This window comes from Streptomyces sp. NPDC031365 (assembly GCF_055569765.1).
Window position 1 is genome coordinate 46,005 of record NZ_JBVIIM010000008.1, and the last position, 20,923, is coordinate 66,927.

At 72.6% G+C, this 20,923-nt stretch carries 21 protein-coding genes and 2 pseudogenes; 19 read left to right on the top strand and 4 right to left on the bottom strand.

The features are described from left to right. Position 1: 1 nt before the first annotated feature. Entirely contained in the window at positions 2–991 is a 990-nt protein-coding gene (gene coaA / locus ACZ5C2_RS14660) for a type I pantothenate kinase (protein WP_468790218.1), read from the bottom strand. A 197-nt stretch (positions 992–1,188) separates the two neighbouring features. Between coaA and ACZ5C2_RS14665 the strand changes: the two genes are divergently transcribed. The 6 genes from ACZ5C2_RS14665 (at position 1,189) to ACZ5C2_RS14690 (ending at position 6,123) form a co-directional block, all read left to right on the top strand. Further along, on the top strand, positions 1,189–1,974 hold the full coding sequence (locus tag ACZ5C2_RS14665) for a hypothetical protein (protein WP_468790219.1): 786 nt from the start codon (positions 1,189–1,191) through the stop codon (positions 1,972–1,974). A 107-nt stretch (positions 1,975–2,081) separates the two neighbouring features. Further along, positions 2,082–3,929 (top strand): glutamine--fructose-6-phosphate transaminase (isomerizing), encoded by a 1,848-nt coding sequence (glmS, locus tag ACZ5C2_RS14670; RefSeq protein ID WP_468790221.1) that lies wholly within the window; start codon positions 2,082–2,084, stop codon positions 3,927–3,929. 156 nt (positions 3,930–4,085) lie between these two features. Beyond that, complete coding sequence (locus ACZ5C2_RS14675; protein WP_468790223.1) at positions 4,086–4,610, top strand: DUF3515 family protein; 525 nt, start codon at positions 4,086–4,088, stop codon at positions 4,608–4,610. A 45-nt stretch (positions 4,611–4,655) separates the two neighbouring features. Continuing rightward, positions 4,656–5,027, top strand: a complete 372-nt coding sequence (locus ACZ5C2_RS14680; RefSeq protein WP_468790225.1) for a holo-ACP synthase — start codon at positions 4,656–4,658, stop codon at positions 5,025–5,027. Positions 5,028–5,036: 9 nt separating this feature from the next. Further along, complete coding sequence (locus ACZ5C2_RS14685) at positions 5,037–5,168, top strand: hypothetical protein (RefSeq protein WP_468790227.1); 132 nt, start codon at positions 5,037–5,039, stop codon at positions 5,166–5,168. A gap of 118 nt (positions 5,169–5,286) precedes the next feature. Beyond that, positions 5,287–6,123 carry an RNA polymerase sigma factor SigF gene (locus tag ACZ5C2_RS14690; RefSeq protein ID WP_468790229.1) on the top strand — a complete coding sequence of 279 codons (837 nt, stop codon included), beginning with the start codon at positions 5,287–5,289 and terminating at the stop codon, positions 6,121–6,123. 124 nt (positions 6,124–6,247) lie between these two features. Here the strand turns inward: ACZ5C2_RS14690 and ACZ5C2_RS14695 are convergent. Beyond that, positions 6,248–6,520, bottom strand: a pseudogene (locus ACZ5C2_RS14695) (hypothetical protein); the annotation flags it as partial. Between the two features lie 39 nt (positions 6,521–6,559). On the opposite strand from ACZ5C2_RS14695, the gene ACZ5C2_RS14700 reads away from it, so the two are divergent. The 5 genes from ACZ5C2_RS14700 (at position 6,560) to ACZ5C2_RS14720 (ending at position 11,438) form a co-directional block, all read left to right on the top strand. Beyond that, the gene (locus tag ACZ5C2_RS14700; protein ID WP_468790231.1) at positions 6,560–8,065 is read left to right on the top strand and encodes an NAD(P)H-hydrate epimerase; all 1,506 of its coding nucleotides are present in this window, start codon (positions 6,560–6,562) and stop codon (positions 8,063–8,065) included. Positions 8,066–8,150: 85 nt separating this feature from the next. Then, entirely contained in the window at positions 8,151–9,350 is a 1,200-nt protein-coding gene (gene alr, locus ACZ5C2_RS14705; protein ID WP_468790233.1) for an alanine racemase, read from the top strand. Then, entirely contained in the window at positions 9,347–10,576 is a 1,230-nt protein-coding gene (locus tag ACZ5C2_RS14710; RefSeq protein ID WP_468790235.1) for an alpha/beta fold hydrolase, read from the top strand. The genes alr and ACZ5C2_RS14710 overlap by 4 nt, the downstream gene beginning before the upstream one ends. After that, on the top strand, positions 10,545–11,075 hold the full coding sequence (gene tsaE, locus ACZ5C2_RS14715) for a tRNA (adenosine(37)-N6)-threonylcarbamoyltransferase complex ATPase subunit type 1 TsaE (RefSeq protein WP_468790237.1): 531 nt from the start codon (positions 10,545–10,547) through the stop codon (positions 11,073–11,075). The genes ACZ5C2_RS14710 and tsaE overlap by 32 nt, the downstream gene beginning before the upstream one ends. Before the next feature lie 174 nt (positions 11,076–11,249). Next, entirely contained in the window at positions 11,250–11,438 is a 189-nt protein-coding gene (locus tag ACZ5C2_RS14720; protein ID WP_468790239.1) for a hypothetical protein, read from the top strand. A 53-nt stretch (positions 11,439–11,491) separates the two neighbouring features. On the opposite strand, the gene ACZ5C2_RS14725 is transcribed toward ACZ5C2_RS14720, so the two are convergent. Then, on the bottom strand, positions 11,492–12,043 hold the full coding sequence (locus tag ACZ5C2_RS14725; protein WP_468790241.1) for a hypothetical protein: 552 nt from the start codon (positions 12,041–12,043) through the stop codon (positions 11,492–11,494). 118 nt (positions 12,044–12,161) lie between these two features. Between ACZ5C2_RS14725 and tsaB the strand changes: the two genes are divergently transcribed. From tsaB to ACZ5C2_RS14745, 4 genes are read left to right on the top strand one after another with little or no spacing between them, the layout of a single operon-like run. Further along, entirely contained in the window at positions 12,162–12,815 is a 654-nt protein-coding gene (gene tsaB, locus ACZ5C2_RS14730; protein ID WP_468790243.1) for a tRNA (adenosine(37)-N6)-threonylcarbamoyltransferase complex dimerization subunit type 1 TsaB, read from the top strand. After that, complete coding sequence (gene rimI, locus ACZ5C2_RS14735) at positions 12,812–13,378, top strand: ribosomal protein S18-alanine N-acetyltransferase (RefSeq protein WP_468790245.1); 567 nt, start codon at positions 12,812–12,814, stop codon at positions 13,376–13,378. Before tsaB ends, rimI begins: the two co-directional genes overlap by 4 nt. Then, positions 13,371–14,468, top strand: a complete 1,098-nt coding sequence (gene tsaD / locus ACZ5C2_RS14740) for a tRNA (adenosine(37)-N6)-threonylcarbamoyltransferase complex transferase subunit TsaD (RefSeq protein WP_468790247.1) — start codon at positions 13,371–13,373, stop codon at positions 14,466–14,468. The genes rimI and tsaD overlap by 8 nt, the downstream gene beginning before the upstream one ends. Next, entirely contained in the window at positions 14,465–14,728 is a 264-nt protein-coding gene (locus ACZ5C2_RS14745; protein WP_468790249.1) for a hypothetical protein, read from the top strand. Before tsaD ends, ACZ5C2_RS14745 begins: the two co-directional genes overlap by 4 nt. Before the next feature lie 269 nt (positions 14,729–14,997). On the opposite strand, the gene ACZ5C2_RS14750 is transcribed toward ACZ5C2_RS14745, so the two are convergent. Continuing rightward, on the bottom strand, positions 14,998–17,310 hold the full coding sequence (locus ACZ5C2_RS14750; RefSeq protein WP_468790251.1) for a beta-xylosidase/alpha-l-arabinosidase: 2,313 nt from the start codon (positions 17,308–17,310) through the stop codon (positions 14,998–15,000). 139 nt (positions 17,311–17,449) lie between these two features. Between ACZ5C2_RS14750 and ACZ5C2_RS14755 the strand changes: the two genes are divergently transcribed. The 4 genes and pseudogenes from ACZ5C2_RS14755 to ACZ5C2_RS14770 all read left to right on the top strand — a co-directional run bounded on the left by ACZ5C2_RS14755 (position 17,450) and on the right by ACZ5C2_RS14770 (position 20,873). Beyond that, a complete protein-coding gene (locus ACZ5C2_RS14755; RefSeq protein WP_468790253.1) occupies positions 17,450–18,502 on the top strand; it encodes a LacI family DNA-binding transcriptional regulator in 1,053 nt (350 codons plus the stop codon). A gap of 98 nt (positions 18,503–18,600) precedes the next feature. After that, positions 18,601–18,909, top strand: coding sequence for a hypothetical protein (locus tag ACZ5C2_RS14760; protein WP_468790255.1), 309 nt, complete (start codon positions 18,601–18,603; stop codon positions 18,907–18,909). 134 nt (positions 18,910–19,043) lie between these two features. Next, on the top strand, positions 19,044–19,400 hold the full coding sequence (locus tag ACZ5C2_RS14765; RefSeq protein WP_468790257.1) for a YciI family protein: 357 nt from the start codon (positions 19,044–19,046) through the stop codon (positions 19,398–19,400). A 262-nt stretch (positions 19,401–19,662) separates the two neighbouring features. Beyond that, a pseudogene (locus ACZ5C2_RS14770) lies at positions 19,663–20,873 on the top strand (RNA polymerase sigma factor). Positions 20,874–20,923: the final 50 nt, after the last annotated feature.

Here is a 20,923-nt window from a genome sequence, read left to right on the forward strand (position 1 = left end):
GCTACAGCTTGCGCAGGCTGAGGCGCTGGACCTTGTGGTCCGGGCCCTTGCGCAGGATCAGCGTGGCCCGGCCCCGGGTGGGGGCGATGTTCTCCACCAGGTTCGGCTTGTTGATGGTGCGCCACATCGTGCGGGCGTAGTCGAGGGCCTCCTCCTCGGAGACCTGGGTGTACGTGCGGAAGTACGAGGACGGATCCTGGAACGCCGTCTCGCGCAGCCGCTTGAAGCGGTGGAGGTACCAGCGCTCGATGTCCTCGGTGCGGGCATCGACGTACACGCTGAAGTCGAAGTAGTCGGCGAGGCCGACGCGGGTGCGGCCGTCCTGGCCGGGCAGCGCGGGCTGGAGGACGTTGAGCCCTTCGACGATCAGGATGTCCGGGCGGCGCACGGTGAGCTTCTCGCCGGGGACGATGTCGTAGATCAGGTGGGAGTAGACGGGGGCGGTGACCTCGCTCTTGCCCGCCTTGATGTCGGCGACGAAGCGGGTGAGCGCGCGGCGGTCGTAGGACTCGGGGAACCCTTTGCGCGACATCAGGCCGCGCTCCTGGAGTTCCTCGGTCGGCAGCAGGAAGCCGTCCGTCGTCACCAGCTCCACGCGCGGATGCTCCGGCCAGCGCGACAGCAGGGCGCGGAGCAGTCGGGCGACCGTGGACTTGCCGACGGCGACGGAGCCGGCGACCCCTATGACGAAGGGCGTGCCGGACTGGGAGCCCTGCTCCCCGAGGAACGTGTTCAGCGCGCCTCGCAGGCCCTCGGTGGCGCCGACGTAGAGATTGAGCAGCCGGGACAGCGGGAGGTAGATGTCCCGCACCTCGTCGAGGTCGATGACGTCACCGAGACCGCGTAGCTGTTCGACCTCCCCTGCCGACAGCGGCAATGGCGTCTTCTCGCGCAGCGCGCTCCATTCGGCGCGCGTGAGATCGAGGTAGGGAGTCGCCTCCGGCCGCTGCCGGTGGGCGCTCCGGGGTATCGGGGAGACCGGAGAGATCACATTCCATTGTTAACGGAGTTCGAATGGGGCGACAGGTGGGCTGCGTCACGCTCACCCGTCGCCGGGGCCGGTCCGAGATCACGTGGCGATCACGAGGGTGTACCGGGTGGTGATCCGGTGATCATTTGTGCGTCCGCTGTGTTTACAGTGCGCGCTATGCGTTGCGGTCCCTCCGCATCTTCGAGAAAGAGTTTTCCGTGAGAACCAGTCCCGTCCGTCGTACCGTGCTCGCCGCTTCCGCTGCCGCGCTCGCCCTGCTCGTCACCGCCTGCGGTGGCTCCGGTGACGAGAAGAAGGCCGACGACAGCAAGGGCAAGGCCGACGCGACCGCCTCCACCGCCCCGGCGGGCAAGGCGCTCACCGCCGCCGAGCTGGAGAAGGCCGCGCTCGCCCAGTCGGACGTCAAGAACGGCAAGGTCGCCACCAAGCTCCCGGCGACGGACGACATCGCCAAGGACCAGGTGAAGGCGGACGACGCGGCCTGTCTGCCGCTGGCCCACGCCCAGGCCGGTGTGGCCCAGGGTGAGCCGGCCGCGACCGTGAAGCGGTCCTGGACGGGCGAGCCCGTGAAGCCCTCCGAGGGCACGGACCCCGAGGACGCCCTGATGGCCGCCCTCGACGTGGACAAGATGCTGGTCAACCTCGCCTCTTACGAGGGCGAGGGCGCCGTGCAGGCGATGAAGGGCCTGGCCGCCGCCGCCGAGAAGTGCGCGGGCGGCTTCACCGCCACCGTGACCGGTGAGAAGGCCGAGGTCGTCAAGGTCGCCACCACCGCCGCGCCCGAGGGCGGGGACGAGGGCACCGCCATCACCCTGACCGTGGCCGCCGACGAGGACGTCAAGGCCCCGAACAAGATCGTCGTCGTTCGCAAGGGCGCCACCCTGGTCTCCTTCAGCGCCGTCAACCTCGCCGCCATGGCCACCGGTGAGGACTTCGAGGTCCCGGCGGACGTCGTCGCCGCCCAGGTCGGCAAGCTCGGCTGAGGTACCCCGTTTCCGTTCCCACCGGTGTCTCGTGCACCGGTGGGAATTTCCGATTTCGGGCAGGCGGTGGCCGTTTGCGGCGGCGGAGGGATCGTAGGCTGCCGGTCATGTGCGGAATCGTGGGATACGTGGGGCCGCAGTCGGCGCTGGACGTCGTGACGGCCGGACTGAAACGACTGGAGTACCGGGGCTACGACTCGGCGGGCGTCGCCGTACAGGCCGACGGCGGACTGGCCACGGCGAAGCGGGCCGGAAAGCTGGTCAACCTCGAGAAGGAACTGGCCGACCGGCCTTTGCCGGCCGGCACCACCGGCATCGGCCACACCCGTTGGGCCACGCACGGCGGCCCGACCGACGCCAACGCCCATCCGCACCTCGACAACGCGGGGCGCGTCGCCGTCGTCCACAACGGCATCATCGAGAACTTCGCCGTCCTGCGCGAGGAGTTGACCGAGCGAGGCCACGACCTCCACTCCGAGACGGACACCGAGGTCGTCGCCCATCTGCTCGCCGAGGAGTTCTCCGTCTGCGCGGACCTCGCGGAGGCGATGCGGCTGGTGTGCCGGCGCCTGGAGGGCGCGTTCACCCTGGTCGCCGTCCATGCCGACGAGCCGGACGTGGTCGTCGGCGCGCGCCGCAACTCGCCGCTGGTGGTGGGTGTGGGGGAGGGGGAGGCCTTCCTCGCCTCCGACGTCGCCGCCTTCATCGCGCACACCCGGGACGCCATCGAGCTGGGGCAGGACCAGGTGGTCGAGCTGCGCCGCGAAGCGGTGACCGTCACCGACTTCGACGGGGGCGCGGCCGACGTCCGCGCGTACCACATCGACTGGGACGCCTCCGCCGCCGAGAAGGGCGGATACGACTACTTCATGCTCAAGGAGATCGCCGAGCAGCCGAAGGCGGTCGCCGACACCCTGCTGGGCCGCATCGACGGGTCGGGTTCGCTGACGCTGGACGAGGTCCGGATTCCGGCGGGTGTGCTGCGCGAGGTCGACAAGGTCGTCATCGTCGCCTGCGGTACGGCCTTCCACGCCGGGCTGATCGCCAAGTACGCCATTGAGCACTGGACGCGGATCCCGTGCGAGGTGGAACTGGCGAGCGAGTTCCGCTACCGGGACCCGATCCTCGACCAGCAGACCCTGGTCATCGCCATCTCCCAGTCCGGCGAGACCATGGACACGCTGATGGCGCTGCGCCACGCACGTGAGCAGGGCGCCAAGGTCCTCGCGATCTGCAACACCAACGGTTCCACGATCCCGCGCGAGTCGGACGCGGTGTTGTACACGCATGCCGGGCCGGAGGTCGCGGTCGCCTCGACCAAGGCGTTCCTGACCCAGCTGGTCGCCTGCTATCTGGTCGCGCTGTACCTGGGCCAGGTGCGCGGCACCAAGTGGGCCGACGAGATCCGCGCGGTGGTGCGGGACCTGGCCTCGGTCTCCGGTGCGGTGGACCGGGTCCTGGAGACCATGGAACCAGTACGGGAGCTGGCGCGTTCCCTCGCGGCGAAGAACACGGTGCTGTTCCTGGGCCGGCACGTGGGCTATCCGGTGGCGCTGGAGGGGGCTCTGAAGCTGAAGGAGCTCGCCTACATGCATGCGGAGGGTTTCGCGGCGGGCGAGCTGAAGCACGGGCCGATCGCCCTGATCGAGGACGACCTGCCGGTGGTGGTGGTCGTACCGTCGCCGCGGGGGCGGTCCGTCCTGCACGACAAGATCGTCTCCAACATTCAGGAGATCCGGGCGCGTGGTGCGCGGACGATCGTCATCGCGGAGGAGGGGGACGAGGCGGTGGTGCCGTACGCGGATCACCTGATCCGGATTCCGGTCACCCCCACGCTGCTCCAGCCGCTGGTGGCGACGGTGCCGTTGCAGGTGTTCGCGTGCGAGCTGGCGACGGCCCGGGGCAACGAGGTGGACCAGCCGCGCAATCTGGCGAAGTCGGTCACGGTGGAGTAGGCGCGGTCGGCGTCCGCGGGGCTCGGTCCGGAACGCTCGTGGGGATGGGTCGTGAGGAATCCGGTGGTCGGCGCTCCCTGCGTGGCGCCGATCACGGTGGGGCTTGGTGGAGGGGGAGTGTGTGACGCTGGGCCGGGGTGGTGAAGGATGGAGTCCGTGAGACCCGAAGAAGCTGCAGAACCGCGTCGGCGGACCCTGCGCAAGGTGTTCACCCCGATGCGGGTGGCGGTGGCGGGCGTCGTCGCGGCGGCCGTGGTGTCCGCCTTCCTCGTGGTGGATTCCCACAGGATCGATTCCGCTCCCCGGGGCGGGACGTCCCAGTGTTCCGACGTCGTGGATCTGCTCCCCGACGAGGCCGGCGCGCACGCGCGTGACTGGGCTCTCGGTGACGGTGTCGCCTCGTGGGGCGACCGCTCGCTGGTGCTGCGCTGCGGGGTCGAGGAGCTCCAGCCCAATATCGACCTCTGTGTTTCGGCGGACGGGGTCGACTGGGTCCTGGACGAGGACAGGCTGAAAGCGGAGGGCGTGAGTGTGCTCACGACCTATGGGCGCTCCCCGGCGGTGGAACTCAGTTACGACGGCCCGCGGGAGGACGTCGGCGGAATACTCGTCGAGCTCAATGAATCGGTCGACTGGATTCCGCAGCGGCGCCGGTGCATCGGGGCCGGTGACACCTTGTAAGGGGCTTTGCGGGGCCGATCCGGCCGGCCGCCGTAGGGTGCCCGTATGAGCATCATCGGAGTCGGCATCGACGTGGCCGAGATCGACCGGTTCGCCGCCTCGCTGGAGCGGACGCCCGCGCTGGCTCAGCGGCTCTTCCTGGACAGCGAACGGCTGCTGCCCGGCGGGGAGCGGCGCGGTGTCGCCTCCCTCGCCGCGCGGTTCGCCGCCAAGGAGGCGTTGGCCAAGGCGTTGGGTGCGCCCGCGGGACTGTCATGGACCGATGTCGAGGTGTGGTGCGAGGACAGTGGGCAGCCGCGGCTGCGGGTCCGGGGGACGGTGGCGGCCCGCGCGGCCGAACTGGGCGTGCGGTCCTGGCACGTGTCCCTCAGCCATGACGCCGGAGTGGCGTCGGCGGTCGTCGTCGCGGAGGGATGAGGTCGTCGTATGAGGGTGTTGCTCGCCTTTCCCGGGGCCGGGGTCGACCTGCCGGTCTGGGGCGACGCGTTCCTCGTCGTCGCCGCCGTGCTCACCGTCGTCTTCACCCTCCTACGGCTGATCCGCGGGCGTCGCCGGTGACTCCCTTACGGTTGTTCTCGTACGGCGGTGCGTGCTCCGCCTGAACCGGGGTAGACGCATCGAGCCGGTGCCCGGACGGGTGCCGATGGATTTGGGAGGGCTTACTGTGACGTCGACGATGGCGAGGACGGACCGAGCTCAGAGCGTGACCGAGCTGCCGGAGATCGCCGATCCCGGCCAGGTCGCGCCGCAGGACGCCCGGGAGCTCTCCAAGCAGTTCTTCCGCCGGCTCACGGAGCTGGAGGAGGGCACGCACGAGTACCAGTACGCGCGCAACACGCTGATCGAGATGAACATGTCCCTCGTCCGCTACGCGGCGGGCCGGTTCCGCAGCCGCGGGCCGGAGGAGATGGAGGACATCGTCCAGGTCGGCATGATCGGTCTGATCAAGGCGATCGACCGGTTCGAGCTGTCCCGCGAGGTGGAGTTCACCTCCTTCGCGATCCCTTACATCGTCGGTGAGATCAAGCGCTTCTTCCGGGACACCTCCTGGTCCGTGCACGTGCCGCGGCGCCTTCAGGAGGCCCGGGTGCAGCTCGCCCGTGCCACCGAGGAACTGCGCAGCCGGCTGGGCCGTACGCCCACGACCGCCGAACTCGCCCAGCTGATGAGCCTGACCGAGGCCGAGGTCAACGAGGCCCGGATCGCCTCCAACGGCTACAACTCCTCCTCCCTCGACGCCACCATCGGCAGTGAGCCGGACGGCGAGAGCGTGCTCGCGGACTTCATCGGGGCCGAGGACGCCGCGCTGGAGCTCGTCGAGGACTTCCACGCGCTCGCGCCGATGATCGCCGACCTGGACGAGCGTGAGCGCAAGATCGTTCACTGGCGGTTCGTGGAGGAGCTGACGCAGGCGGAGATCGGTGAGCGGCTGGGCTGCTCCCAGATGCACGTGTCGCGGCTGCTCTCGCGGACGCTGAAGCGGCTGCGGGCGGGGATGCTCAGCACGAGCTGAGGCGACGACGGGTGTGCGTGGGCGGGGGGGGGGGGGGGGGGGGGGGGGGGGGGGGGGGGGGGGGGGGGGGGGGGAGGGGGGGGGGGGGGGGGGGGGGTGGGGGGTGGGGGGGGGGGGGGGGCCCCCCCCCCCCCCCCGCGGTCACCGTGCCGATGGCCAGGCGGTCGACGCCGTAGGTCTCCACGGCGTGGCTGGACGCGCCGGAGACGTAGACGTTGTCGATGCGCACGTTGCGCGTCCACTGGCTGGTGTCGCCCCGGTTGTCGATGCGGACGCCGAGGCCGCGCGAGAGGCGCATGTCGATCTGGCCCAGGACCACGTTCTGCACGTTGCGCAGGAAGATGCCGTTCAGCGGGGTGCCGGTGACGTTGAGGTGCTGCACCTCGATGTCGCGGGTGACAGGAGTTGACGGGCCGTCTGCGGGAGACTCGGACGCATGCGTACTGCGTACAGCGTGGAGACGGTCAGGACGGCGGAGCGGGAACTGATGGCGCGACTGCCGGAGGGTGCGCTGATGCGACGCGCGGCCGCCGGGCTCGCCTCGGCCTGCGCGGATGTGCTGGGGCGGGTGTACGGCAGCAGGGTCGTCCTGCTGGTCGGCAGCGGGGACAACGGGGGTGACGCCCTGTACGCCGGTGCCCGGCTGGCCCGGCGCGGCGCGGGGGTGAGCGCGGTACTGCTCGCGCCGGAGCGTGCCCACGCGGGCGGGCTCGCGGCGTTGCGCCGGGCGGGGGGCCGGGTGGTGGGGACGGACGGGGCCGCCGCGCTCGTGGGACGGGCCGATCTCGTCGTCGACGGCATCGTCGGGATCGGCGGTACGGGCGGGCTGCGCCCGGATGCGGTACCGCTCGCCGAGGCCGCCGAGCGGGCGCGGGCGGCGGTGGTCGCCGTCGATCTGCCGAGCGGGGTGGACGCGGACAGCGGCGAGGTGCGGGGGAGGGCGCTGCGGGCCGACCTCACGGTGACGTTCGGGACGCACAAACCGGGGCTGCTGATCGATCCGGCGCGGGAGTACGCGGGGGCGGTGCGGCTGGTCGACATCGGGCTGTCGCTCCCCGAGGAGCCGGAGGTGGAGGCGTTGCAGCACGCGGACGTGGCCCGGTTGCTGCCGGTGCCGGCCGCCGGGAGCGACAAGTACCGGCGGGGCGTCGTCGGCATCGCGGCCGGGTCCTCCCGTTATCCGGGGGCCGCGGTGCTCGCGGTGGCGGGCGCGCTGCGGGGCGGGGCGGGGGCCGTACGGTACGTCGGTCCCGCCGGGAAGGCCGTGATCGCCCGCTTCCCCGAGACGCTGGTGTCGGACCGGGGGCCGAGGCACGCGGGGCGGGTGCAGGCGTGGGTGGTCGGACCGGGGGCCGGGGACGACGCGGCGACGGTCGCGGAGCTGCTGGCGGCGGACGTCCCGGTGCTGATCGACGCGGACGGGCTGCGGCTGGCGGACGCGTCGGCGGTACGGGGGCGGCGGGCGCCGACGTTGATGACCCCGCATGCGGGGGAGGCCGCCGCGCTGCTCGGTGTCGAGCGGGAGCAGGTCGAGGAGGGTCGGCTGGCGGCGGTGCGGGAGCTGGCGGGGCGGTACGGGGCGACGGTGCTGTTGAAGGGGTCCACGACGTTGGTCGCTGGTGCTGGTGCTGGTGCTGGTGCTGGTGCTGGTGCTGGTGCTGGTGCTGGTGCGGGCGGTGGCGTCGGCGGTGGTGGGGGCGGTGGGCCCGTGCGGGTGAATCCGACGGGGACGTCGTGGTTGGCCACGGCGGGGAGTGGTGACGTGCTGTCGGGTCTCGGGGGGTCGTTGCTGGCGGCGGGGCTGTCGGCGGTGGACGCGGCGAGTGCGGCGGCGTATCTGCACGGGCTGGCGGGCCGGTTCGCGGCGGACGGGGCTCCAGTGGGGGCGCGGGATGTGGCGGAGCGGGTCGCGGAGGCGTGGCGGAGTGTGGTGCGGGGGTGAGAGGGGGAGCGGGGGAGGGGGTGTTGCGCGGGTGGGGGAGGGAGGGGCGGGGGGCTGATTGCGGTGCTCTGAGAGACTGTGCGGGATGAACGAGACAGTTGCCCCGACAGGCGCGGAGCTGCGGGCCCGTGCCGAGATCGACCTGGCCGCCGTGCGGGCCAATGTGCGGGCCCTGCGTGAGCGCGCGCCCGGCGCCGCCCTCATGGCCGTCGTCAAGGCCGACGGGTACGGGCACGGCGCGGTCGCCTGCGCCCGGGCCGCTGTCGAGGCCGGGGCGACCTGGCTGGGCACCGCCACCCCGCAGGAGGCGCTCGCGCTGCGCGCGCCCGGTGCCGGGCTGCCGGATCACGTACGGATCATGTGCTGGCTGTGGACACCCGGCGGGCCCTGGCGGGAGGCGATCGAGGCCGGTGTCGACGTGTCCCTGAGCGGGATGTGGGCGCTGGACGAGGTCACACGGGCCGCGCGTCTCGCGGGGCGGCCCGCGCGGGTGCAGCTGGAGACCGACACCGGGCTGGGACGTGGCGGCTGCCAGCCCGGCGACTGGGCGGAACTGGTCGCGGGGGCGCTGCGCGCCGAGGCCGAGGGGCTGCTGCGGATCACCGGCCTGTGGTCCCACTTCGCCTGCGCCGACGAGCCCGGGCATCCCTCCATCGCCGCCCAGCTGTCCCGGTTCCGGGAGATGATCGCGTACGCGGAGGGCCGGGGCCTCGACCCCGAGGTGCGGCACATCGCCAACTCGCCCGCCACCCTCACCCTCCCCGAGAGCCACTTCGATCTCGTCCGGCCCGGCATCGCGCTGTACGGTGTCTCGCCCAGCCCCGCGATCGGCACCTCCGCCGACTTCGGACTGCGTCCGGTGATGACCCTGACCGCCTCGCTGGCCCTGGTGAAGCACGTCCCCGGCGGCCACGGTGTCGGGTACGGCCACCATTACGTCACCCCGGGCGCGACCACCCTCGGGCTGGTCCCGCTCGGCTACGCGGACGGCATCCCGCGGCACGCCTCCTCCGCCGGACCGGTGCTGGTCGAGGGCAAGTGGCGTACGGTCGCGGGGCGGGTCGCGATGGACCAGTTCACCGTCGACCTGGGCGGGGACCTCCCGGGGGCGGGCGCCGAGGCCGTGCTCTTCGGCCCCGGCGACCGCGGCGAGCCCACCGCCGAGGACTGGGCGCAGGCGGCCGGGACCATCGCGTACGAGATCGTCACGCGGATCGGAACCCGCGTTCCGCGCGTCCATGTGAACGAGGATCCGGTCGGTGGCCCGAGGGGGAGCGGTACGTGAGCGAGAGCATCACGGAGGCCGTGGCCTCCGCGGCGGAGGTGTCCCGCGGGGGCTGGCGCCGGGCCACCGGCGTCGCGGGCGTCGCGATAGGCGTGCTCGCGACCGGCGCCGCCGCGGGCGTCGCCATAGAGCGGATGACGGTCGGCCGGGGCATGCGCAAGAAGGCCAGACTCGCCCTCGACTCCGCCGGACCGTACGGCTCGATGCGCGGCACACCCGGCAAGGCGTACGCCGATGACGGCACCGAGCTGTACTACGAGGTCGACGACCTCGACCCCGACCCGGAGGCGACGCCCGCCCGGCGGCGTCGGCTGTTCGGCCGCAAGTCCCCGGCTCCGGTGACCGTCGTCTTCAGCCACGGCTACTGCCTCAACCAGGACTCCTGGCACTTCCAGCGGGCCGCGCTCAAGGGCGTCGTACGGACCGTGTACTGGGACCAGCGCAGCCACGGCCGCTCGGCGCGGGGCGCGGCCCAGACGGAACGGGGCGAGCCGGTCACGATCGATCAGCTGGGGCGCGACCTGAAGGCCGTCATCGACGCGGCGGCGCCCGAGGGGCCCGTGGTGCTCGTCGGTCACTCCATGGGCGGGATGACGGTGATGGCCCTCGCCGAGCAGTATCCGGAGCTGATGCTGGAGCGGTGCGTCGGTGTCGCCCTGGTCGGTACGTCGTCGGGGCGGCTCGGCGAGGTCAACTTCGGGCTGCCGGTGGCCGGTGTCAACGCGGTGCGGCGATTGCTGCCGGGGGTGCTGAAGGCGCTGGGGCAGCGGGCCGAACTGGTGGAGAAGGGGCGCCGGGCCACCGCGGACCTGTTCGCGGGGATCATCAAGCGGTACTCGTTCGCGTCCCGGGACGTGGACCCGGCCGTCGTCCGGTTCGCCGAGCGGATGATCGAGGGCACGCCCATCGACGTGGTCGCCGAGTACTACCCGGCGTTCGACGACCACGACAAGACCGAGGCCCTCGCCCACTTCACCGGACTTCCGGCGCTGGTGCTGGCCGGGACCCAGGACCTGGTGACGCCCAGTGAACACAGCGAGGCGATCGCCGACATGCTCCCCGACGGGGAACTGGTGCTGGTCCCGGACGCCGGACACCTGGTCATGCTGGAGCACCCGGAGGTGGTCACCGACCGGCTCGCCGACCTGCTCGTCCGCGCGGGTGCGATACCCGCGGGCGTTACGGTGGGTGGCTATGGAAGCAGCAGCACCGCAGAACCCGGCTGAACAGGGGCCGGCCGCGAACTCCGTCGAGCTGACCGTCACCTCCCCCGAGCAGATGCGTGAACTGGGGCGCAGGCTCGCCAAGCTGTTGCGCGCGGGCGACCTCGTCCTGCTCTCGGGCGAGCTCGGCGCGGGCAAGACGACGCTGACCCGGGGGCTCGGCGAGGGGCTCGGCGTGCGGGGCGCGGTCACCTCCCCGACGTTCGTGATCGCCCGCGTGCACCCGTCGCTGGGGGACGGTCCACCGCTGGTGCACGTCGACGCGTACCGGCTGGCCGGCGGGCTGGACGAGATGGAGGACCTGGACCTCGACGTCTCGCTGCCGGAGTCGGTGATCGTCGTGGAGTGGGGCGAGGGGAAGGTCGAGGAGCTGACCGACGACCGGCTGCGGATCGGCATCCACCGGGCGGTCGGGGACACCACGGACGAGGTGCGGCAGGTGACCGTGACCGGTCTGGGCGCGCGGTGGGCGGGGGCCGGCCTGAGCGTGCTGTCGGCCTGAGCGGGTGCGGCGCCGTACCTGGTTGCGATCCTCCTGGTGAAGCGCCCTGCGGACCTCGTTCCGACACAGTGTCGGCAAAGTGTTGCGTTCGGTGTCCTCGGCGTGGTCACATGGTATCCAGTTCGTAGTTAGGTCTGCCTAACCACGTCCGCCCCCGGCCTTCAGGAGGCGTCCATGCCGGCCACCCAGAACTCTCGTGAGGCCACGGCGCAGCCGCAGTCGCTTTCCGGGGTGCCCATGCGTGATCTGCTCGCCGCCTGCGCCGCCGCGGCGGCGGTCTCCACCCCGCCGCGCGCTCCCGAGCCGCGCGCCCCCGAGTCCCGGCGCTCCGAGCCGGTCCGGAACCACCGCGAGGCGGCGTAGCCCCGGGGTTCCGGGGGCGGCGGCCGTCCGTCCGGTCGTCGCGTCCCCGGGTTCTACGGGACGACGACGACCGTGCGTCCGATCGTCGCGAACTTCCACATGGCCGCGCCGTCCGCGCGCGTCTCGCGGATGCCGCCCGTGCGCTCCCGCGGGTCGAGCGCCGGCGCCGCACCGTCGACCGCCGCGCTGAACCCGATCGCCGTGCCGTCCACGCCGGCGAAGCGCACGACGTGCTCGATCGGAACACCGTCCGATCCGGTGACCGCCCCGGACCGGGACGTGACCCGGTAGGTGCCGGGAGCCGGGTCCACCGTGCTGGGGCTGACCCCGAAGGTGTGCCGCACCGTGTCCCCGTCCTCCACCAGCCACACCCGGTCGCCCTTCAGCGAGTACACGACCCGTTTGCCCCTTCCCGACCACGCGGGCAGTGCGGTGGGGTGGTCCTTGTCCGGCAGCGCCTTGCGTGCGGCCCCCGCCGCCCCGGCCGCCGCGGCGCGGCGCAGCTCGGGCGGGACGTTCGCCGACGCCTGGTGGCCGAGGAAGCCGACCGTCGAGAGGGCCGCCGCGGTCAGCCCCGCCACGACCATCGAGCTGGTGCCTGACACCGCCGTCACCTCTGTCCAGATCTGCTCCGCTATGTACGTATACCGACCGACGGTAGCAGTACGTGACCGTCCACCCGGTGCGGCCGTGGCCGGGGCGCGGGAGCCGTAGGCTGTTTGCGTGCTCTTGCTCGCTCTGGATACCGCAACCCCCGCCGTCACCGTCGCGCTGCACGACGGCGACGACGTCATCGCCTCGTCCAGCCAGGTGGATGCCCGCCGGCACGGCGAGCTGCTGCTCCCGGCGGTCGACCGGGTCCTCGCCGAGGCAGGCCTGCGGCTGGACGCCGTCACCGGGATCGTCGTCGGCGTCGGACCGGGCCCGTACACCGGACTGCGGGTCGGCCTGATGACGGCGGACACCTTCGGGCTCGCGCTCGGTGTGCCCGTGCACGGCGTGTGCACGCTGGACGGCCTCGCCTACGCGGCCGACCTGGAGGGCCCCTTCGTCGTGGCGACCGACGCCCGCCGCAAGGAGGTCTACTGGGCGCGCTACGCCGACTCGCGCACCCGCCTCACCGAGCCGGCCGTGGACCGGCCCGCCGACATCGCCGGGGAGGTCGCGGGCCTGCCCGCGGTCGGCGCCGGCGCGCTGCTCTACCCGGACACCTTCCCCAAGGCGCACGAGCCCGAGCACGTGACCGCGGCGGCGCTGGCCCGGCTGGCCGTGGAGCGGCTCGCGGCGGGCGGGGAGCTGCCCGCGCCCCGGCCGCTGTACATGCGCCGGCCCGATGCCCAGGTCCCCAAGAACTACAAGGTGGTCACCCCCAAGTGACGGGAACCGAGACGGCCGTGCTGCGTGAGATGCGCTGGTGGGACATCGACTCCGTACTGGAGCTGGAGCGGAACCTGTTCCCCGAGGACGCCTGGTCGCGCGGGATGTTCTGGTCCGAGCTGGCCCATGCGCGCGGGCCCGGGGCGACCCGGCACTATGTCGTGGCCCAGGAGGGCGACCGGATCGTCGGGTACGCGGGCCTGACCACATCCGGCGCGGAGTCCGAAGGTGGCGGCTCCGCCGAGGGGGCCGACATCCAGACCGTCGCCGTCACCCGGGACCACTGGGGCACCGGCCTGGGCTCACTGCTGCTGACCGAACTGCTGCGGGCGGCGACCGTGTTCGAGTGCGCGGAAGTGATGCTGGAGTGCCGGGTCGACAACGTCCGCGCCCAGAAGCTCTACGAGCGCTTCGGCTTCGAGGTCATCGGGGTCCGGCGCGGCTACTACCAGCCGGGGAACGTGGACGCCCTGGTGATGCGCCTGACCGATCCGTCCACCTCAGTGAACCCGGCGAGTCCCGTCGACGGGAACGGCGTACAAGGAACCGAGACCCATGGCTGACGAACCCCTGGTACTGGGGATCGAGACCTCCTGCGACGAGACCGGTGTCGGCATCGTGCGCGGGACCACCCTGCTGGCGGACGCCGTCGCCTCCAGCGTCGACGAGCACGCCCGCTTCGGCGGCGTCGTCCCGGAGGTCGCCTCCCGCGCCCACCTGGAGGCGATGGTCCCCACCATCGAGCGTGCCCTGAGGGAGGCGGGCGTCGGCGCCCGCGACCTCGACGGCATCGCCGTCACCGCCGGTCCCGGGCTGGCCGGCGCGCTGCTGGTCGGCGTCTCGGCGGCCAAGGCGTACGCCTACGCCCTCGGCAAGCCGCTCTACGGCGTCAACCATCTCGCCTCCCACATCTGCGTCGACCAGCTGGAGCACGGCGCGCTGCCCGAGCCGACGATGGCCCTGCTGGTCTCCGGCGGCCACTCCTCGCTCCTGCTGTCCGCGGACATCACCTCCGACGTCCGGCCCCTCGGCGCGACCATCGACGACGCGGCCGGCGAGGCCTTCGACAAGATCGCCCGCGTGATGGACCTGGGCTTCCCCGGCGGCCCGGTCATCGACCGCTACGCCCGCGAGGGCGACCCGGACGCGATCGCGTTCCCGCGCGGACTGACCGGCCCCCGGGACCCGGCGTACGACTTCTCCTTCTCCGGGCTGAAGACGGCCGTGGCCCGCTGGATCGAGGCCAAGCGGGCGGCCGGGGAGGAGGTGCCGGTGCGTGACGTGTCGGCGTCCTTCCAGGAGGCGGTCGTGGACGTCCTCACCCGCAAGGCCGTACGGGCCTGCAAGGACGAAGGCGTCGACCATCTGATGATCGGCGGCGGAGTGGCCGCCAACACCCGGTTGCGGGCGCTGGCCCGGGAGCGCTGCGAGGCGGCCGGTATCCGGCTGCGCGTGCCCCGCCCCAAGCTGTGCACGGACAACGGCGCGATGGTGGCCGCGCTGGGCGCGGAGATGGTCGCCCGGGGCCGCACGGCCTCCGACTGGGACCTGTCGGCCGACTCCTCGCTCCCGGTGACGGAGCCGCACGTGCCGGGCGGCTCGCACTCCCACGACCACGTGCACGAGACCGCCAAGGAGAACCTGTACTCATGACGGTGGCCCTGATGTGGGAGGCCCGTGCGCTCCCCGGCCGTTGCCCGGACCTGCTGGCCTGGACCGAGGAGCGGGTCCGCGAACTCACCGGGCGCCCCCTGCGCCGCGAGACCTTCCGCGCTCCGCAGGACCGCGTCCTGGTCATCACCTGGTGGGACGCCCCGTTCGACGCGGACCTCCCCGAACTCCCGGAACCGGACGACGAGCTGATCACCCGCCCGGTGCACCGGTGGCGGTTCGAGTCGCTGGGTGGCGTCTGAACGCCGGCGTCACACGCCTTGGGGAGGGCGCCCGGCCTGACGGATGGTGAGGTGCCCTCTCGTCTGACGGTGGCCCTGACATCCTCCTGTCCCCGCGGAGTCTCGGACGCGTCACGCGTGCCCATCCCGAAGGCCGGGGACGACTGCCCCCGGGTGAGGGCGCGGTGACGGAGTCCGAGAGGCTCTGCCCGGAGCGGGAGCGGGAGCGGGAGCGGGAGCGCCCCGCATCCGTACCTGTGGTTGCCCGGCCGGTCAGGGGTGTCGTCGGGTCACCCCAGCGGCGACACCTCCGCGTCGCACCGCAGCCGCCGCCCCGGGCCGAGTTCGCGTACCGGGCCCGTGAGGCGCAGCCGGACCGTGTGGCGGATGTCCGCGCTGGAGGCCGCCAACCGCAGCTCCAGTGCGCCCGGTTCGACGACCCGGCGGCCGGAGCGGTCGGTGAACGACGACAGGTCGGCGTGGAAGCGGAAGGTCACGCGCGCCGCCTCGCCCGGGGCGAGTTCCAGTCGCCGGTAGCCGATCAGGCGGACGTCCGGGCGGGTCACCGACGCCACCGGGTCGTGCAGGTAGAGCTGGACGACCTCGGCGCCGGCGCGGTCGCCGGTGTTGCGGACGGTCAGCGGGACGTCGTACGAGCCGTCCGTACCCAGCTCCACTGGCGCGGCGCCGGCAGAACCGCCCTCCCACGCGAACGTCGTGTACGACCGGCCGTGGCCGAAGGGGTACAGCGGGGTCGGGTCGAGGTTGCTGACCTCGCCGGCCAGACCGAGCGGGGGCTGGAGGTAGGTCCATGGCTGGCCACCCGGCAGGCGCGGGACGCTCACCGGGAGGCGGCCGGAGGGATGGACGCGGCCCGACAGCACTCCCGCCACCGCCGGGCCACCCTCCTCCCCGGGGAAGAAGGCCTGGACGACGGCGCCCAGGCGGCCCTGCCAGCGGCCCAGCGCGTACGGGCGGCCGGTGAGCAGCACCAGGACGACGGGGACGCCGGTCGCGACGAGTGCGTCCAGCAGCTCCGCCTGGACGCCGGGGAGGTTCAGGTCCGTGGCGTCGCAGCCCTCGCCGGAGGTGCCCCGGCCGAACAGGCCTGCCCGGTCGCCCAGCACCGCCACGCACACATCCGCCTCGGCGGCGCGCGTGACCGCGTCTTCCAGACCCACGGTGTCCGGGTCGGAGGTGTCACATCCTGTCGCGAACGTCACCTTGGCGTCGGGCAGTTCGGCGCGCAGCGCCTCCAGCACGGTCGGGATCGCGATACCGGCCGGGACGCCGGGGTGGTGGGTGAGGACATGGGAGGGGAAGGAGTAGCAGCCCAGCATGGCGAGCGCGTCGGCCGCGCGGGGGCCGACGACCGCGATCCGGGTGTCGGGGGAGAGGGGGAGCAGGCCGTCGGGGTTGTCGAGGAGGACCACGGACTCCTCGGCCAGGCGGCGGGCCAGCTCTCGGTTCCCGGAGGAGTCGAGGTCGATCAGCGCCTTCGGCTCCGGGACCCAGTCCTCGTCCAGGAGGCCCAGTTCGCATTTCTGGAGCAGTACGCGGCGGGCCGCGCGGTCGACCAGTTCCTCCGGGATATCGCCGGCCCGGACGGCCGCCGACAGGGGGCTGCCGTAGCAGTTGAGCGTGGGCAGTTCGACGTCGATGCCGGCCAGCAGCGCCGTGTGCGCCGCCTCCGCGGGGGTGCCGGCCACCCGGTGCAGGCTCTGCAGGAAGCCGACACCGAAGTAGTCGGAGACGACCGTGCCGGTGAAGCCCCATGCTCCGCGCAGGAGTTGGGTGAGCAGCCCGGGGTCGGCCGACGCGGGCACGCCGTCGGTCTCGGTGTACGCGGCCATCACCGAGCGCGCCCCGCCCTCGCGCAGCGCCATCTCGAACGGCGGCAGGGTGATGTCCGCGAACTCCCGTACCCCGGCCCGTACCGGCGCCAGGTTGCGCGCCCCTGCCGAGGACGCGTACCCGGCGAAGTGCTTGAGGGTGGCGACGACCCCGGCGGATTCGAGGCCGCGTACGTAGGCGGCACCGATGGTGCCGACCAGGTACGGATCCTCGCCGATCGTCTCCTCCACCCGGCCCCAGCGTGCATCCCGTACGACGTCCAGGACGGGCGCGAGACCCTGGTGGACGCCCGCCGAGCGCAGGTCGTGGCCGATGCGGCGGGCCATGTCCTCGACCAGGTCGGGGTCGAAGCTCGCGCCCCAGGCGAGCGGCACCGGGTAGGCGGTGGCCTGCCAGGCGGTGAAACCGGCCAGGCACTCCTCGTGCGCGACCGCCGGGATGCCGAAGCGGCCGGCCGCGGTGATCTGCCGCTGGGCGCGGGCCAGCGCCTGCGCGCCGAGGTCGGGATCGACGGGGGCCGTGCCGAAGGAGCGGGTGAGCTGACCGAGGCCGTGGGTGATCAGCTCGTCCCAGTCGTGGTCGGCGGTCATGTCGTGCTGGTGCGGGGCGACTCCCCCGCCGTCGGTGTCGGCGCCGACCCAGACGCCGTACAGCTGGGCGGTCTTCTCCTCCAGGGTCATCCGGGAGAGCAGGTCGTCGACGCGGGCGGCGGCGGGCAGGGCGGGGTCACGCCAGGGCGCGGTGGTCATGGAGCTCCTGTCGGGTGGACGAACGGCTCTCTCACGGACACGGCTGCTCGAATGTTTCGGCATAATTGCCGAATGTTCCGGGAACCTATGGTGTGCGGAGGTCTTCGTCAAGAGGGCAGGCGGGGATACGATCGCGCCCATGACTTCCCCGCAGCCCGCTGAAACCCGGACGCAAGGGCGCAGCGCACAGACCGCGACGCTTGCCGAAATCGCCCGCGAGGCCGGTGTCTCCGCGCCGACTGTTTCGAAGGTCCTCAATGGTCGTGCTGATGTCGCTCCCGGCACCCGGAGCCGGGTCGAGGGACTGCTGCGCGCCCACGGCTACCGGCGCCGGCGCGCCGAGGCCACCCGCTCCCCCTTGATCGACCTGGTCTTCCACGAGCTGGAGAGCGCCTGGGCGATGGAGGTCATCCGGGGCGTGGAGAACGTGGCCCGGGACGCGGGGCTGAGCGTGGTGCTCTCCGAGAGCGCGGGGCGACTCACACCGGGGCGCACCTGGGCCGACCAGGTCGCCGCGCGCCGCCCGCACGGCGTGATCCTCGTACTGTCCGGCCTCGACGAGTCCGGGCGGGCCCTGCTGACCAGCCGCTCCATCCCGTTCGTGGTGATGGACCCGGCCGGTGACCCGGGCACCGATGTCCCCTCCATCGGCGCGACCAACTGGCAGGGCGGACTGGCCGCCACCCGGCATCTCATCGAGCTGGGGCACACCAGGATCGGCGCGATCAGCGGACCCTCGCGGATGATGTGCAGCCGCGCCCGTGTGGACGGCTACCGGGCCGCCCTGGAGACGGCCGGGCTCCCGGTGGATCCGGGACTGATCGTGGCCGGAGACTTCCACCACGACGCCGGCTACCGGCAGGGTCTCGCCCTGCTGGACCGCGAGGACCGGCCCACCGCGATCTTCACCGGCAACGACCTCCAGGCGCTCGGTCTGTACGAAGCCGCCCGGGAGCTGGGTCTGCGGATCCCGGAGGACCTGAGCGTGGTCGGGTTCGACGATCTGCCGTTGGCCCGCTGGGTGGGGCCGCCGCTGACGACCGTACGGCAGCCGTTGACGGAGATGGCGGAGGCGGCGGCCAAGCTGGTCCTCGACCTCGGCAAGGGCGGGGACGTGGCGGCGGCGACCCGGGTGGAGCTGGCGACGAGTCTGGTGGTGCGGAGCAGTACGGCGGCGCCGGGTGGGGCGTGAGTCCCTTCGAAAGTTTCGAGACGTCGGAAGTCTGAGAATTTCGCAAGAAACTGACCCGTAGTCGTTGCTCGTCATAATTCGGACTTATGTTCACGCTTGTGACGGGACATCAGGGGAACGACGGGGCCGGGAACGGCGGGGCCGGGGACAGCGGGGGCGCCGGGAGTGACGGGGACGGCGCCGACGGTGCGGGCATACGGGCCGGCCGGCGGGCGCGGGTACTGAAGATCACAGGGCTCTCACTGGCGGGCCTGCTCGTGCTGGGTGCCGGAGCGGCCGGCTGGGTGTACTGGCAGCTCAACGACAACATCACCGTGACCATGCCGGTGCTGCCCGCGCCCTGGGACCGCGACCGCGTGGTGGCGGACGAGCCGGAGGCGGGAGAGCTGTGGGCCTCGCTGCGGTGAGCGGCGAGCGCCGGTCCGCGGCGGGGACCGACGCCGAAAAAAGGTGCCGCGCGGATGTCGATTCCCACTCCTCCCGTTCGACACGGGGATGAGAGGCCGGGAAGGACCCGGCCCGCACGATGCGAGGAGCCACCATGCCGCGCTATCTCTCCATGATCCGGATCGACGAGAACAACGCCCCCGAGGGCGGCCCCAGCTCCGAGCTGATGCAGCGGATGGGCGAGCTGATCGAGGAGATGACCAAGGCCGGGGTCCTGCTGGACACCGCCGGGCTGACCCCGACCGCCCAGGGCACCCGGGTGCACTACGAGGGCGGCCGGCTGTCCGTGACCGACGGCCCGTTCACCGAGACCAAGGAGGTCATCGGCGGCTACGCGATGCTTCAGGCCAAGGACAAGGCCGAGGCGATCGAGTGGACCAAGCGCTTCCTGAAGGTGCACGAGGAGCACTGGACGGTCACCTGCGAGGTGCGGGAGGTGGTGGAGGGCTGACACCCCCCGCACCCCGTTCCTTCCTTGGATCCGCCGCCGTACGGGTGTCTGATGGGGGGTTGTGACACCACAGCCCTCCACAGGCCCCCGCGGTACAGGCACGGACGCAGGCACGAGCACGGGCGCAGGCACGAGCACGGGCATGGACGCAGGCGCAGGTGCGAGCAGGGACGCAGGCGCAGGCGCAGGCGCAGGCACAGGCACGGACGCAGGCGCAGGTGCGAACGCAGAGACGGCGCGGACCGTCGAGACCGTGTTCCGCATGGAGTCCCCCCGGGTGATCGCCGGCGTGACCCGCATCGTCCGGGACGTCGGCATCGCCGAGGAACTCGCCCAGGACGCCCTCGTCGCCGCGCTGGAGCAGTGGCCGAGGGACGGGGTCCCCGACAACCCGGGCGCCTGGCTCACGGCCACCGCCCGCAACCGCGCCGTCGACCTGATCCGCCGCCGGGAGACCTACGCCCGCAAGCTGGCCGAGATCGGCCGGGACCAGTCGATGGTGACGGCCCCGCCGGAGGAGCCCGCCGACCCGGAAGGCATCGACGACGACCTGCTCCGCCTCGTCTTCACCGCCTGCCACCCGGTGCTGTCCGCCGAGGCCCGCACCGCCCTCACCCTGCGTCTGCTCGGCGGCCTGACCACGACCGAGATCGCCCGCGCCTTCCTCGTACCGGAACCGACGGTGGCCCAGCGCATCGTGCGCGCCAAACGCACCCTGGCGACGAAGAACGTCGCCTTCGAGGTTCCCCACGGTCCCGATCGCGCGGCCCGCCTGGGCTCGGTCCTCGACGTCATCTACCTGATCTTCAACGAGGGGTACGCCGCCACGGCCGGCGACGACTGGCTGCGCCCCGCGCTCTGCGAGGACGCGCTGCGGCTGGCCCGGGTGCTGTCCGGGCTGATGCCGAAGGAGCCCGAAGTGCACGGGCTCACCGCCCTCCTGGAGTTCCAGGCATCCCGCGCCGCCGCCCGCACCGGCCCGGACGGCGAACCGGTCCTCCTCAGGGACCAGAACCGCTCCCGCTGGAACCGCATGCTCATCGCCCGCGGTGTCACCGCCCTCACCCGCGCCGACGCCACCGCCGCCGGGGCCCCGGGCCCGTACGTCCTCCAGGCGGCCATCGCCGCCTGCCACGCGCACGCCCACCGCTACGAGGAGACCGACTGGCCCCGCATCGCCACCCTGTACGCCCTGCTGGCCTCCCGCGCCCCCTCACCGGTCGTCGAACTCAACCGCGCGGTCGCCGTCTCCATGGCCGAGGGCCCCGCCGCCGCACTGCCCCTCGTCGACGCCCTGACCGGCGTTCCGGCGCTTCGGGACTACCACCTGCTGCCCAGCTCCGCGGCGACCTGCTGGCCCGCCTCGGCCGTACGCGGGAGGCCCGGGCGGAGTTCGAGCGGGCGGCGTCGCTCACCCGCAACGCACGTGAACGGGAGCTGCTGACGCGCCGGGCGGTGGAGGCCGACGGCTGATCGGCGCACCGGGTGGCGGCAGTGGCACGCCGGGATGCGGTGGACGCGGG

Excerpts from the sequence above, each read along its gene's own strand:
- glmS (WP_468790221.1), top strand. The coding sequence starts at position 2,082 with ATGTGCGGAATCGTGGGATACGTGGGGCCGCAGTCGGCGCTGGACGTC.
- ACZ5C2_RS14680 (WP_468790225.1), top strand. The coding sequence starts at position 4,656 with ATGAGCATCATCGGAGTCGGCATCGACGTGGCCGAGATCGACCGGTTC.
- ACZ5C2_RS14685 (WP_468790227.1), top strand. The coding sequence starts at position 5,037 with ATGAGGGTGTTGCTCGCCTTTCCCGGGGCCGGGGTCGACCTGCCGGTC.
- ACZ5C2_RS14690 (WP_468790229.1), top strand. The coding sequence starts at position 5,287 with ATGGCGAGGACGGACCGAGCTCAGAGCGTGACCGAGCTGCCGGAGATC.
- ACZ5C2_RS14700 (WP_468790231.1), top strand. The coding sequence starts at position 6,560 with ATGCGTACTGCGTACAGCGTGGAGACGGTCAGGACGGCGGAGCGGGAA.
- alr (WP_468790233.1), top strand. The coding sequence starts at position 8,151 with ATGAACGAGACAGTTGCCCCGACAGGCGCGGAGCTGCGGGCCCGTGCC.
- tsaE (WP_468790237.1), top strand. The coding sequence starts at position 10,545 with ATGGAAGCAGCAGCACCGCAGAACCCGGCTGAACAGGGGCCGGCCGCG.
- ACZ5C2_RS14720 (WP_468790239.1), top strand. The coding sequence starts at position 11,250 with ATGCCGGCCACCCAGAACTCTCGTGAGGCCACGGCGCAGCCGCAGTCG.
- tsaD (WP_468790247.1), top strand. The coding sequence starts at position 13,371 with ATGGCTGACGAACCCCTGGTACTGGGGATCGAGACCTCCTGCGACGAG.
- ACZ5C2_RS14745 (WP_468790249.1), top strand. The coding sequence starts at position 14,465 with ATGACGGTGGCCCTGATGTGGGAGGCCCGTGCGCTCCCCGGCCGTTGC.
- ACZ5C2_RS14750 (WP_468790251.1), bottom strand. The coding sequence starts at position 17,310 with ATGACCACCGCGCCCTGGCGTGACCCCGCCCTGCCCGCCGCCGCCCGC.
- ACZ5C2_RS14755 (WP_468790253.1), top strand. The coding sequence starts at position 17,450 with ATGACTTCCCCGCAGCCCGCTGAAACCCGGACGCAAGGGCGCAGCGCA.
- ACZ5C2_RS14765 (WP_468790257.1), top strand. The coding sequence starts at position 19,044 with ATGCCGCGCTATCTCTCCATGATCCGGATCGACGAGAACAACGCCCCC.